Origin of the sequence: Paraburkholderia ginsengiterrae (genome assembly GCF_001645125.1) — a bacterium.
GTDB lineage: Bacteria > Pseudomonadota > Gammaproteobacteria > Burkholderiales > Burkholderiaceae > Paraburkholderia > Paraburkholderia ginsengiterrae.
This window is the reverse complement of record NZ_LXKA01000109.1, coordinates 103,506-116,259: the sequence shown is the minus strand read 5'-3', so window position 1 is coordinate 116,259 and position 12,754 is coordinate 103,506. Positions and strand designations below refer to the sequence as shown.

Annotated in this window: 15 protein-coding genes; 8 read left to right on the top strand and 7 right to left on the bottom strand. The window is 59.9% G+C overall.

Annotated elements, in window-relative coordinates; genetic code table 11:
- The first annotated feature begins 23 nt into the window (after positions 1-23).
- From A6V37_RS07995 to A6V37_RS42100, 3 genes are read left to right on the top strand one after another with little or no spacing between them, the layout of a single operon-like run.
- Positions 24-374: a mercuric transporter MerT family protein gene (locus tag A6V37_RS07995; protein ID WP_064265627.1), complete on the top strand. Its 351-nt coding sequence runs from the start codon at positions 24-26 to the stop codon at positions 372-374.
- A 9-nt stretch (positions 375-383) separates the two neighbouring features.
- Positions 384-671, top strand: a complete 288-nt coding sequence (merP, locus tag A6V37_RS07990; RefSeq protein ID WP_064265626.1) for a mercury resistance system periplasmic binding protein MerP — start codon at positions 384-386, stop codon at positions 669-671.
- Positions 671-883 (top strand): GDCCVxC domain-containing (seleno)protein, encoded by a 213-nt coding sequence (locus tag A6V37_RS42100; protein ID WP_075643434.1) that lies wholly within the window; start codon positions 671-673, stop codon positions 881-883. Before merP ends, A6V37_RS42100 begins: the two co-directional genes overlap by 1 nt.
- Positions 884-935: 52 nt before the next feature.
- On the opposite strand, the gene A6V37_RS07985 is transcribed toward A6V37_RS42100, so the two are convergent.
- From A6V37_RS07985 to A6V37_RS07975, 3 genes are read right to left on the bottom strand one after another with little or no spacing between them, the layout of a single operon-like run.
- Positions 936-1,550 carry a class I SAM-dependent methyltransferase gene (locus A6V37_RS07985; RefSeq protein WP_064265625.1) on the bottom strand — a complete coding sequence of 205 codons (615 nt, stop codon included), beginning with the start codon at positions 1,548-1,550 and terminating at the stop codon, positions 936-938.
- A gap of 48 nt (positions 1,551-1,598) precedes the next feature.
- A complete protein-coding gene (locus A6V37_RS07980; RefSeq protein ID WP_064265624.1) occupies positions 1,599-2,273 on the bottom strand; it encodes an NrsF family protein in 675 nt (224 codons plus the stop codon).
- Positions 2,270-3,070: a sigma-70 family RNA polymerase sigma factor gene (locus A6V37_RS07975; RefSeq protein WP_242665716.1), complete on the bottom strand. Its 801-nt coding sequence runs from the start codon at positions 3,068-3,070 to the stop codon at positions 2,270-2,272. Before A6V37_RS07975 ends, A6V37_RS07980 begins: the two co-directional genes overlap by 4 nt.
- On the opposite strand from A6V37_RS07975, the gene bufA1 reads away from it, so the two are divergent.
- From bufA1 to A6V37_RS38845, 5 genes are all read left to right on the top strand, one after another.
- Positions 3,063-3,383 carry a BufA1 family periplasmic bufferin-type metallophore gene (gene bufA1 / locus A6V37_RS07970; protein ID WP_064265622.1) on the top strand — a complete coding sequence of 107 codons (321 nt, stop codon included), beginning with the start codon at positions 3,063-3,065 and terminating at the stop codon, positions 3,381-3,383. The genes A6V37_RS07975 and bufA1 overlap by 8 nt on opposite strands.
- Positions 3,384-3,399: 16 nt before the next feature.
- Positions 3,400-4,290, top strand: coding sequence for an MNIO family bufferin maturase (gene bufB / locus A6V37_RS07965; RefSeq protein ID WP_064265621.1), 891 nt, complete (start codon positions 3,400-3,402; stop codon positions 4,288-4,290).
- Positions 4,262-5,077 (top strand): HvfC/BufC N-terminal domain-containing protein, encoded by an 816-nt coding sequence (locus A6V37_RS07960; protein WP_064265620.1) that lies wholly within the window; start codon positions 4,262-4,264, stop codon positions 5,075-5,077. Before bufB ends, A6V37_RS07960 begins: the two co-directional genes overlap by 29 nt.
- Complete coding sequence (locus tag A6V37_RS07955) at positions 5,074-5,556, top strand: DoxX family protein (RefSeq protein WP_064265619.1); 483 nt, start codon at positions 5,074-5,076, stop codon at positions 5,554-5,556. The genes A6V37_RS07960 and A6V37_RS07955 overlap by 4 nt, the downstream gene beginning before the upstream one ends.
- Before the next feature lie 161 nt (positions 5,557-5,717).
- On the top strand, positions 5,718-6,017 hold the full coding sequence (locus A6V37_RS38845) for a hypothetical protein (RefSeq protein WP_075643431.1): 300 nt from the start codon (positions 5,718-5,720) through the stop codon (positions 6,015-6,017).
- An 84-nt stretch (positions 6,018-6,101) separates the two neighbouring features.
- Here A6V37_RS38845 and A6V37_RS07950 read toward each other — a convergent pair whose 3' ends face one another.
- From A6V37_RS07950 to A6V37_RS07935, 4 genes are all read right to left on the bottom strand, one after another.
- Positions 6,102-7,313 (bottom strand): MFS transporter, encoded by a 1,212-nt coding sequence (locus A6V37_RS07950; RefSeq protein ID WP_064265618.1) that lies wholly within the window; start codon positions 7,311-7,313, stop codon positions 6,102-6,104.
- Between the two features lie 105 nt (positions 7,314-7,418).
- Positions 7,419-10,463: an efflux RND transporter permease subunit gene (locus A6V37_RS07945; RefSeq protein ID WP_064265617.1), complete on the bottom strand. Its 3,045-nt coding sequence runs from the start codon at positions 10,461-10,463 to the stop codon at positions 7,419-7,421.
- Positions 10,464-10,484: 21 nt separating this feature from the next.
- Complete coding sequence (locus A6V37_RS07940; protein WP_131799810.1) at positions 10,485-11,552, bottom strand: efflux RND transporter periplasmic adaptor subunit; 1,068 nt, start codon at positions 11,550-11,552, stop codon at positions 10,485-10,487.
- The gene (locus A6V37_RS07935; RefSeq protein ID WP_064265615.1) at positions 11,530-12,690 is read right to left on the bottom strand and encodes a TolC family protein; all 1,161 of its coding nucleotides are present in this window, start codon (positions 12,688-12,690) and stop codon (positions 11,530-11,532) included. Before A6V37_RS07935 ends, A6V37_RS07940 begins: the two co-directional genes overlap by 23 nt.
- Positions 12,691-12,754: the final 64 nt, after the last annotated feature.

Sequence of the window (12,754 nt, the reverse complement as noted above, 5' to 3'; positions counted from 1 at the left end):
AACCAGTCCGAAAAGGAAGTGCCATGCGACCTGGCTCGGCCACCGCCGGCTCCCTGCTAGCCGGAACTGCTGCCGCATTTGGAGCGTCCGCTTGCTGCGCCGGCCCCCTGCTCCTTGTCGTGTTGGGAGTCGGGGGCGCCTGGGGCTCGCGCCTGACCGCGTTGCGGCCGTTCCAACCCCTATTTGTCGTCATATCCATCGCCTTTTTTGCAGTCGCTTTCCGCAGGCTCTACGCCAGGTCCGAAGAATGCGCGGTGGGCGAAACCTGCGCGGTGCCTTCGACGCGACGTCGGCAGCGCTTTATTTTCTGGGTCGTGATGCCTGCCGCGCTCGTGCTGATGTCGTTCCCCCTCTATGCGCCGCTCTTTTATTGAGTATCTGCCATGAAGAAACTGATTGCTGTGCTCGTCGCGACGGCGCTGACTGCATCCACGGCCTTCGCCGACGGACTTCGCACGGTCACCCTTGACGTCACAAACATGGATTGCGCCGTGTGTCCGATTACGGTTCGCAAGGCGCTCGAGAAAGTGCCCGGCGTGACCTCGGCCAAGGTCGACTTCGCAAGCAAGCGTGCCGAGGTGGTATTTGACCCGAAGAAGGCTTCGGTTGACGCGTTGACGAACGCCACAGCCGATGCTGGCTATCCGTCTCACGTAAAGCAGGTGCAATGATGGCTGCAGTCGTGCTGGATTCGAGCATCACGTGTCCGGTGTGCGGGCACAGGAAAGACGAGACGATGCCCACCGACGCCTGTGTGTGGTTTTACGAATGCGAGCATTGCAAGACTGTGCTGAGACCGAAATCCGGGGATTGCTGTGTGTACTGCTCGTACGGCACGAACAGGTGCCCGCCGATGCAGCAGTCCGGTTCCTGCTGCGCCTGACCAGGCTCAAGCAATAGGCCACGCGTGACGCCGAGTCGGGGCAACCCAACAGTCACAGTTTCCGGAAACCGCAGTAGAGAAACTGCTGGCCGGAGCCACCCGGCGTGTGGTGGTTCTCGAGTGTGCTTGTGACCAATTCAAAACCTGGACCAAATTCGTCGGAGAGCTGCTGAGCGTCGTATCGACTTACATCCAGCCCGCTACACCTGTTCGGCCCCAGTGGTCCGAATGTGGCAATTACAACGCGGCCACCCGGCTTGAGTGCTTTCGTCAGCAGGCGGGTGTAGGCGTCTCGTTGCGATGGTTCCGTCAGGAAGTGGAAGACGGCGCGGTCATGCCAAACGTCGTATCGATACTCAGGCAGGTCGACCGACGTAATATCGGATTCGACCCACGTTACCTGCTCGGCGATAGAACCCAAACGCTGTTTCGTCGTATCGAGAGCGATGGCGGACGTATCGAGCACGGTCAGGTTTCGGTATCCGCGCTGAAGTAAATCATCGACCAGCGTCGATTCTCCTCCACCCACATCAAGGATGGCTGCGTTCCGGTCCGACACGGCTTCGCAAATCAGCGTCAGCGAGATATCAAGGTGCGGGCGATACCAACTGACTGCATCCGGGGCTTTCGACCGGTACACGTCTTCCCAGTGCCGTTTGCTGTCCATATTGCATCCTTAAACGCCGCACCTTGATTTGAGGACCTTTCTTTGGCGCTAGTGCGGGGTACCCAGGCTCCAGTGGTGCGCCACCCAGCCTAAAAGTCGCTGACCATACCAGCCACTCAGCAGCAGATAAAGCCCGGCGACGCCAAGGTTCCACAGCAATATCATGGCCGTTGCGTCAAGCGGGTGGAGAATCGACAATGCAACTGCAGTCATGGCGGCGACCGCGAGACTTCCAACCATCGTGACCGGACCCGGTGCCAGTCGAGCGACGTGGCGCAGCATAATCAGCATTACGAGCGATAGTGGCGTACTAACCAATACCAGAGTAGCAAAGCATCGGGCCGTTTCGCCAGGCGACATGCCTTCCGGTCCAATCGTGACCCAGTTGGTCAGGCAACCATAGCCAATCGAAGCTACCCAGACGAGAGTTGCCGGTGCAGGCAACAGAAGCCAACGGCGGGACCTGCCTGGCACGCTGGCAAGAAAGGCCGCTGTGGCGGCCAGAATGCCTGTTGCCACGGCTGCAGCTACACCGATGGCGAAGAGGGGCTGATGCAATTTGACTGCCAGGTCGGCACGTACCCCATGCGCGATACCAACGAAGAGCATCACAACTGCGGCAAACAATAACCAGCAGGCTGCTCTCGCCGCTGGGGGCCGCAAACGCCGGACCGGTGTTGCGTCCGCGACCAGCACGTCTATCAGGTCAGAGGTCCGATTCATGATTTGCTACCTCGCCGCTGGAACATTTCCCGCAATTGTTTCATTGCCCGGTGAGTGGCTACCTTCAACGCTGCAACCGATGTTCCGCTTGCAGCCGCAGCCTCGTGCAAAGACATTTCTTCCAGCTTGAGCATGCGCATCGCGTCCCGCTGTCCGACAGGCAATTGCTCGATAGCTTCCCTCACCAGACGGGCATTCACGGCCCCTTCCTGTAAGTTCGCTTCATCAGCAGCAAAGGTTTCAAGCCCATTTTCCACTGAAGATTCATGTGAGCAAACGCGTCCCCGCCGACGCAGACCGTCGACGATGCGTCTGTTTGCAATGGCGACCAGCCACGGCCCGAACGGGCGCGACGGGTCATACGTGTCGCGGACCGAGTGCACGGTGAGCAGCACATCCTGAACCGTGTCCTCAATGTCATCGGCATTCCGGATGTGCCGTGCCGCGAGCGCACGAAGATAGGGGGTTATATCCTGGAGCAACCGACGATAGGCTTCCTGGTCGCCGGTTTGCGCGCTGGCCATGGTGATGGACCAGTCCAGTTTTCCGTCAGCACGGCTGGCAACCGGCGCGGCCTGACCGACCGGCGTGAACGACTCCAGGTCCTCTCTCTCGGAACCTGGAACCGAACTGGGTGGATGTGGATGCCGGGGCATGTGGAAATTTTGTGGCGCGGACGACTGTTTGTCACGCAGAAAAAGTTTGCTCGGACCGTAACCTTTTGCGGCGGCCGGCCGAACTTCCTTACACGGCCGGAATGCCGGGCCGCAACCCTCAGGAGGAAGCGTGATGAACAAACATGTTATGGCCGCCTCGACCTTGTCGTCGGCAATCGGCTTGGCACTTGCCATGCAGATAGTACCGGTCCAGGCCCAGACCATGAAGGATATGAGCGGAATGCCGCAAGTTGTGAAGGACAACATGGCCCGGATGGAAGCGAACAAACTGGAGAAGTGCTACGGCATCAATGCCGTATCGAAAAATGACTGCGCGGAGGGAGCGCATTCCTGCGCAGGGCAAGCCACCCAGGCACGCGATGCGAAATCATTCGTTCTGCTCCCCGCTGGGGATTGCAGCAAAATCCAGGGCGGCAAGCTGAAGCCTTCCTGAGCGAACGGAGGAGTTCATGGATGCCGCTTCTGCTGCGTCGCAATCCGCGCATGGCCTGATTCCGGCATGCGCCGGGGTTGGGCTGCGCTTCCGACATCATCGTGAGGTTGTCGAGGGACGTCCGCCCGCTGCCTGGTTTGAAGTCCATACCGAGAACTATATGGGCGGGGGTAGCGCACCCGGTTACCTGGACGCCATCCGCCGCGACTACCCAATCTCGCTCCACGGCGTGGGACTTTCTTTGGGCAGCGCCGAAGGGATGGATGTCCGGCATCTGGAGCGCGTGCGCGACGTCATCGGGCGTGTTGAACCAGGACTGGTTTCAGAACATCTGTCCTGGAGCATCAGCGGCGGCATCTATCTCGCCGACCTGTTGCCGCTCCCCATGACGGAAGAAGCGTTGAGCATTGTCTGCATGCACGTCGACCAAACCCAAACCCACCTGCAGCGGCGGATTTCTTTAGAAAACCCATCGACCTACCTGCGCTTGCGCCACTCAACCATCCCCGAATGGGATTTTCTTGCCGAGGTCGCGCGACGCACGGGGTGCGGCATCCTCTGTGACGTCAACAATATCTATGTCAGTGCCAGCAATCACGGTTGGAATGCGCTGGCCTATCTCGACGCCCTGCCGCCGGACTCGGTTACCGAGGTTCACCTGGCCGGCCACAGCGTCCGACAGCTTGACCAAGGACAGACAATTCGCATCGACGACCATGGCTCGCGAGTCGCGCCTCCGGTGTGGGACCTGTTCGAGGAAGCCCTCAAGCGCTTTGGACCCGTTCCCACGCTGATTGAATGGGACACCGATGTCCCGGCGCTCGAGGTTCTGATGGAAGAAGCGGCGATTGCAGAGGCCGCTATTGAGAGGCAGCGAAATGACAATCTGTTCACCTACGCTGCTTGAGCTGCAACGCGCGGTCCGCCGGGACATGCTTGGGCTTGCCGATGGCGACGCATCTGGGTATGTGGTAGCCGACGGCCTGGCTCCGCAGGCGCGGCTCGCCATCTATCGAAATACGGCGAACAGCACGCTGCTTGCAGCACTACGGCTGACCTATCCAGCGGTGCAGGCTCTGGTTGGGTCCGAATTCTTCGAAGGCGCGGCTCGACTTTTTATTGAGCAATGTCCACCGTCGAGCGCTTTGCTAGATAGCTACGGAGAGTTGTTTCCGGAATTTCTGGCGCGGATGCCGGAAGCGGCGTCTCTTGTTTATTTGCCAGATACGGCACGACTCGAATGGGCCGTGAATGAGGCCCTGCACGCGCCAGATGCAAAGCCGCTTGACCTACGGCGCCTTGAGCAACTGAATGGAGCCGACATGCAAGCCGTACGGTTTTTGCCGAGTCCTGCAGCGCGGGTACGCGAGTCGCCCTTTCCCGTCGATGCCATCTGGCACGCGGTGTTGTCTCGGGACGATAGCGCATTGGCAAACATCAATCTGGCCGCCGACCCGGTCTGGTTGTATATCCACCGAGGGCCTTCGGGTGTCGAGATGAACCGGATGGCAGAAGGGCAATGCCGGTTCACGGCTGCCTTGCTTGCGGGGCGCCCCTTGCATGATGCCCTTGTCGACGTGCCGGACGCTGAGACATCTGTCTGGCTCGCACACCTTCTTGCATCTGGGTGCTTCGTCGACATCTGCCTATCAAACGAGGCATCCAGCCAGGCAATTGGGAGGCAAGTCACATGATGCCGGAATCCCAATCCGCTCATCGCAGTTCGAGACTGACTGACCGTGTACTACGCGCCGTTGGGTGGCTGGAGCGGGTGCCGCACACGGCTCTCGCGCTTCCACTGAGGCTTGCTGTCGCCACGGTCTTCTGGAACTCGGCGATGACTAAGCTGGCCGATTGGAATGCCGCGCTCCAGTTGTTTAGGGAAGACTATCGACTGCCGTTGCTTCCTCCCGAGCTTGCAGCCTACCTGGCAGTGTCCATCGAACTGACAACCCCTGTTTTACTTGTGCTCGGCCTGGCGACGCGACCCGTAGCGTTGGTCCTGCTCGGCATGACAACTGTCATCGAGGTGTTCGTGTATCCGCAAGCATGGCCTACGCACATTCAGTGGGCCGCGATGCTCCTGGTTCTGCTGTGCCGAGGCGCTGGAAAATGGTCATTGGACTACCTGTTATACAGGCGCTTGAGTAGCCGCCCAACATCAAATGTATAACGCGATGAATGCGCTTGTGCTGGAACCGTAGCTACGTCTCGTCGCGTATTACAAACGGTTACAGGAGAGACTCCTTCGTTTCACCGGGCACTTTTTCCGTCGCCTACGATGGTGTATCGGACCCCCGCAGGCGGTCCGCATAACCTGAATGGACGAGCACCATGAAACGGGCATTGGTTTTAACCGCGCTGGGGGTTTGCTTAGGATTCGCATCCGGCGCGGCTTCGGCCCACGCTGATATCGGCGTCTATTTTGGCGTACCCGGCCCGGTGTATATGGCACCGCCTCCAGTCGTCTACCAACCGCCGCCGGTCGTCTACGAATCGCCGCCGGTCGTGTACGCGCCGGCACCAGCTTATGGCTACGGATATCAGGGCGAATACTGGGAGGGGCGCCGTTGGCATGACAATGGGCGGCATCGTGGCTGGTACAAGCACCACCATGAGGATGATGATGACTGATGCATCGTGGTGCCGGACTCAGTCATAGAGTTCGCATTGTGCTGCGACGGCATGAGCCTCCCGTAGTCAGGCATGCGTTTTTCGCTAGAAGGTGTTCTTTCGCCGCAAACCTCCGCCTATGGCAAGGGCCGCCAGAGTCAGCAGACAAAACCCTGCACCCGCGTAAAAGGTTGCCGCAGCGCCCATGCTGTCCCAAAGCTCACCCGCGACGACGCTTGCAATCAGCATCGCCAGTCCGCTCATCAGATTGAAGAAGCCGAACGCGGTGCCTTTCAGGTCCGGCGGTGCTGCATGTGCAACCATCGTCGCGAGCAGGCCCTGCGTGAGCCCCATATGCAGGCCCCACAACGCGACACCCAGCAATACGACCGGCCAGTGGCTTCCGTGTGCAAGCACAACATCCGACGCAATCAGCACCACAAGGCCGATGGCGAGTAGTCTGGTGTGGCTCATCGAGTCAGCCAGTTTGCCAAAGGGATAGGCCGAGACGGAATACACCAGGTTCATTGCCACCATCACCAGCGGCACCAGCGCAATCGGTACACCGCCCTGCATCGCGCGCAGGATGAGGAATGCCTCGCTGAATCGCGCGAGCGTGAATACCGCTCCGATGAACACCACCCACCAATAAGTCCGGCTCAGCTTCTTCAGGCTTTCGAGCTTCATCGGGTTGATACGTTTCGCGTCCGAATGGTGCGCGGGTTCCTTGATGCCGAACACCAGCAACCCTACCGCGACGAGCCCCGGAATCACAGCCACCCAGAATACGAGACGAAAGTTGTCTGCCCAAAGCAGCATCAGCCCGACGGCGAGCAACGGTCCAAGAAACGCGCCGATTGTGTCGAGCGATTGTCGCAAGCCATAGGCGGCGCCACGCAGGTGGGCGGGCGTGATATCAGCTACGAGTGCGTCGCGCGGCGCACCTCGCACACCTTTGCCGATTCTGTCAGCAACGCGCGCTGTCAGGACGATGCCCGCCGTCGGCGCGAGCGCAAACAAGGGTTTGCTCAACGCGCCCATGCCGTATCCAATGACCGCTAGCCATTTCCGATTGCCGAGGTAGTCGCTCAGGGCGCCGGAAAACATTTTCACGATAGGCGTAGTCGCTTCGGCGACGCCTTCAATCAGGCCAACCATCATCGCGCTCGCACCCAAGCCAGTTACCAGGAACATCGGCAAAAGGCTGTGAATGATTTCCGACGAGATGTCCATGAACATGCTGACAAAGCCGAGCATCCAGATACCACGTGGGATTTGGCTAAGCGTGTCGGCGCGCGGCGTGGAATTGGTCTGCATCTTTTCTCGATTCCAGGGTTGTCGGGTTCAACAGCTGTACAGCCCTGCGCGGGTGTGGCGCCATCATAAAACCGTGCCAATGACAGGGCGATGTTCTACACGAACTCAACGCCTCTGGGATGCTTTCCGAAGTTGCCTCTCGCGCTTGTACACATAAAGGGCTGGCAGCAGGTTCGTACTGAGCAAGCCGCTCCAGATTAGCCCACCCAATGTAACGATTGCGAGTCCCTGTTCAGGGGCGGCACCTTTGCCGAAACCGAGTGCCGTCGGCAGCAGGCCCAGTGAGGCTGTCAGCACAGTCAGGAGAATCGGCCGGAATCGCACGTCAACAGCGTCACGCACGGCATCGACTACGGACAGTCCCTGTGCCTCGTTTCGCTTCACTAGTTGCAGCAACACGATACCGTGATTCAAGCTCACCCCAATCAGGGTGAGAAAAGCAATCAGGCCGATGGCATTCAGTCCAACGCCACTTACCACCAGAGCGATTGCCCCTCCCGAGAATGCCAACGGCATTTGCAACAGCAGAAGTCCAGGCACGAGGAGGCCATCGAATTGCAGCGTCAGGATGCCCAACATCAGCGCGAGAGCAACTACGGCTGCCACGCCAACGTTGAGCGCAGCATGTTCGAGTTGCGGATACAGACCGCCAAACCGCACCTCGTATCCCGCCGGTAAGGGAAGCGTCGCGAGGGCCTTCCTTGAAGCTGAAATGACCTGACCGAGCGGCGCAGTGGGTGTCGCCAGAATCTCGACCGCCCGCAGTCCGTTCAGGTGCCGTATAACGTTGGGCCCGGTCGCCATGTGGACGTACGCCACGTCTTTCAACGCGACCCACCCATTGGCCATTACGGGAAGTTGGTTGAGCTGCTCGATGGACAGATGCGTTGGGTCGGCGAGTCTCACGAACACATCCAGGTGACCATTGCCCTCTGGAACGCTAGCGACCGTTTGTCCGGCCAGCAGGATGTGCAATTGGGAAAAGAGCTGCGCCGGCGTAATGCCGTGGAGCGCGAGACCATCGGGATTGGGCGTGATTTGCAGCTCCGTTACGGGATAGGCATCGTTGTTGAAGACGTCCGAGAGGTCGGATACGCCTGCGAGCCGATGCGTAACCTCGTTCGACAGTGACTGCAATGCTTCAATCGAATCGCCGTAGACGTCGATGACAAACGGTTGCGGCAGGCCGGAAAGCGTTTCGCCCACCCGTTCGAGCGTCGGTGTCCCAATGATTGTCTGGACCGCCGGGAGCTTTGAGGCCTCCAGAACCTGCTTGCCGACCTTGTCCAGACTGCTCGCGTTCACATTGGGCTTCAACGCTATCTGAATCTCGCCGGCATAAGCGGGCTCGGTGTATGACGTTCCCGAAGCAGACCCGACGCGGGAAAACACGTGCGCAACAGGCGGGAGGCTCATCAACCGCTGCGTAATGCGGTCCGACGCGTCCTGGGCGTCATGCAATGAAGTTCCGGGCGGCAGCGTAAAGCTTTCGAGCAGTACTGCCTCGTTCGGAAGCGGCAGGAAATCGACGGGCACCAGCACAAGCCCGGCCACCGAGACCGCGAAAATGGCGACGCACGACCAGAGCGAGGCGCGCGGACGACGCAGGGCAAATTCAAACAGATGCAAATTACGGCCCTTGAGCCACGCAACCGCGCGCGAACCGGACGTCGTGCGTTGCTCGACATGTGGTCCGATGAACCCCAGCACGAGCGGAATCAGGCTCAACGAAATGAGCAGCGATGCAACCAGGCTGACTGTCATCGCCACAGAGAACGGGACAAAGAACAGCCCCGCCAGGCCACCCACGAACACGAGCGGCAGGAACACCGCGACAGTCGTCATCGTCCCGGAAATGTCAGGACCGGCTATGTCGCGCAAGCCACGAGCAACCCCTTCCCACCTGCCGTCGCCAGCTTCCCAACGATGGTAAATGCTTTCCAGTACGATGATGGCGTCGTCGGCAAGCAGGCCCACCGCGACTGAGAGGGCGCCGAACGTGAGCAGATTCAGTGTCTGCCGCATCAGGTACAACCCGGCAATACCGAGCAGCAGCGATAACGGAATGCTCAACGCTAGCGCCCAGATGCCGCGGCTGGCGCCGAGCATCCAGAACAGCACGGCAACCGCAAGCACGGCGCCAATGGCAAGGTTCCTGGTCAAGTCAGAGGCGACCACACCGACAATATGCCCCTGACTGTAGATACGCACGAAGCGTGCGCCGACTGGCAACTGCGGCTCCAGTTCTTTGAGCGTCTTATCAACTTCGTCGACGACGGGCAAGGTCGAGGCCCCGGGTTGCTTGAAAACGACCAGAGCAATGGTCGGCCGGTTATCGAGTTTCACCGAATGGTGAGACGGGAGCGCCGACCGGATGACCTCAGCAACAGCGCCTAGAGGCATCGCGGCCCCAGGGTTCCCAATGAGCACGTGCGCGTAGTCGGAGGGACTCGTCGGCAGGCTTCTGCCTTCCATGAATACGTCCTGATGTCCGAGGTTGACATACCCGCTCGGCACCATCGCGGTCGCCGCGTCGAGCGTTGCCGCAAGCGCCGACGCAGAGACGTTGAAACGCTGCAGCCTTGCAGGGTCGGGACGCACCCATATTGCGTCTGCTCCGGGTCCGGCGACAGACACGCGTTGTACACCAGCGACCGCCCGGATACGTGGTGCAAAATTTGACTCGACGATACGTTGGACTTGGGACGCGTCCACGCCGTCAGGAATCTGGATTGCGTAGTCCGCGACCTCGTTTATCGCGTTGCCGGAGATTTCCGTCGTCAGATTGGCACCCTTCGGAAGCGAACTGTTGATGCGACCGATGACACCGTTAACGTCCTGCAGGGCACTTGCTGGGGAAGTTCCTTCAGAAAAGCGCGCCTCAATCTTGACAGAACCTTGCCCTATGACTGTCCGTACGTCGCTCAAGGACGCGAGCGACGACAGTTCGGCTTCGACCGGTCGGGCAATCAGCCCCTCCAGGTCCAACGTTGTCGCGCCCGGCAACTGCGCGACAACGCTCACTTGCGGCATATTGAACTGTGGCAACACTTCCGCGTGAATGTTCAACAGCGCGTAGATGCCATATGCAATCAGGGCTGCGTAGAGCATGACCCAGAGTAGCGGCCTCTTGACGATATCGTTGAGCATTGTTCTTCTTTGAAAGCGACGTCAATCGGCTTGCTGATAACGCGTAGCAAAGTCCTGGTGAAAGAGAAGATAGGCGTCTTGCGTCACGACGCGTTCGCCGGCCACAAGACCTTGCCTGACAGATGTCCAACCGCCGTCCGACAGGCCCGGAACGACTTGGCGCCGACGGCTGCCACTCCGGTCGCGCACGAGTACCCACCATTGCCCGGCGTCGAGAATGAGCGCGGCTGATGGGATAGCCACTTGCTTGTCGTCGGACGTGGTCAGAGAAACGGTGCCAACCGCCCCCGGGTCGAGGGTGTAGCCTGGTCCAGCTTTGAGCCAGACTTCCATCTGGCCGGGTGTGGTCAGACTGCGTGATACGCGCTGAACGACCACTTGAATCATTGCATTGTTGCCTTCGGGCAGAAAAACGCCCTTCATGCCCGGCGCAACCAGGCTGGCATTGCTCCCGAACAGGTCGGCGACTACGTAAAGGCCGGTAGTGGGCGCGATGGTTATGAGCGCCTGCCCCGCACTCACGTACTGACCATCGGCAGCGCTAACGGCCGTCACCATCCCAGCGGCCGGCGCACTAATGGTGGTGAGACTTGCGTAGCCGCGGGATGCCGCCTGCGCCGCTGCAAGTTGTTGACGCGCGGTGTCGAGTTCGGCATGGGCGCGAATGACCGCATCGCGAGTACTGAGTTGTTCCTCCAGCTTCTGTTGTTCGATAGCGGCGGCCTGGGTCGCGGCCGTCACTCGAATCTGGGCCGATGTCAGGTCCGCCGCAAGGCGTGCGGTATCAGTCGATATGGTGGGACCGGTCAGCCGTGCAATCACTTGCCCGGCCCGCACTTCTTCACCCGGAATCACGCGCAAGCTGGAGACGACGCCGGCAGTAGGCGCGCCAAGTACGGCATTGGATGCTGCCTGCACGCGGGCCGGCGCTGAGAGGGTGGATGCAAGGCGCTTCTGGACCGCAGGCATCGTCACGACGTCCACGGCAAACGCAGGATGGCCGGCGACGGAGCAGATGCCGATGACCGCAATGAAGACCAGCAGGCGGACAGATGTCATGGGCGACCTATTGAAGCGGTTGGTGGTCAATCGCGCTCACACCAATCAAGGTACAGAGTTCGACTTGTTGTTGAAGGATGGAATTGGCGAGCTTTGCTGTCGCAATGCGTTGATTCAGTTGCCGGACTTCGATGTCGGCCAGCACCGGAAAAGTGACGTCGCCAGTACCATAGGCGTGACGTAACTGTTTTACCGATGCATTGAGCGCGGCTTCCGTGGACTGCGAGCTGTGAAGACTTTCAGTTAGCAAAGTCAGTTCAGAACTGATGGCGTCGACGGCGGTATATGCGTCGTCGAGCCGTTGCCCGTATTCCTGATAGAGACTCTCCCGGGTGGCCTTTTCGATGGCGATATTGCCCCGATTGCCGTTGAACAGCGGCAGGGTCACAGAAACGGTAAGTCCCGAGGTATAGATGGCCGACGTGTCGCGGCCTCTTGTGACGCCGATGTCGAGCCGTGGAAACTGTGCGAGAAGCGCTGCGCGATAGCGTTCATCCTGTTCGTCGTACCCCGCACGCAGAGCCAGCAAATCGGGGCGACGCTGCCCCAGGTCTGAAAGCGCGCGGACGACGAGGTCCTGTGGGACTTCCGATGGCTCCGGCGGAGCTGCGAGCGTCAAATGCGACCCCGGCGGGATGTCAAGCAGCCTGGCTAGGTCCTGCTCGGCCCTGAGACGTTCCTGTCGTAGCGTGCCTAGCTGCTGCACGTTGTCGTTGTGTGCTACTTCCGCCTGCAAGGCTGCGTCGCGTGTTACGTCGGAGCGTGCAAGGGCCTTTTGCAATCGTTCGGTGCCGACCTTCTGATACGCCACAAGCTGCCCGACTTCACCTTCGAGTCGCTGGAGGCTCACGTTAGTGACGTAGAGCGCATAAGCACGGTTCGCGACCTGCCATTTCACCCATTCCAAAGCGAGCTGTTGCTTCTCACTGGCTTTGGCGGCTGCTCGCTTTTTTGCGGGGCGGTCAACCAGCGCTGATACCTCGTAGCTGAGCCCGGCCATGAACGCGGGTACAAAACCCTCGGCGCCGGGGCGGTCGGTACTGAACGTCAGCGTTGGGTCTGGCAACAGGCCGTCCGCATATTCTTTGGCGGTGGCGATATCGAGTTCCCGCTCAGCGCGCCGGATGTCGGGACTTTGCTGAAGTGCCCACTTGACCACCTGGTCCACCGTCAGCGGGGCGTCGGTAGTCGCTATGTCATAAGACCATTGCGGCGCCTCTGGAAGAGGCCTG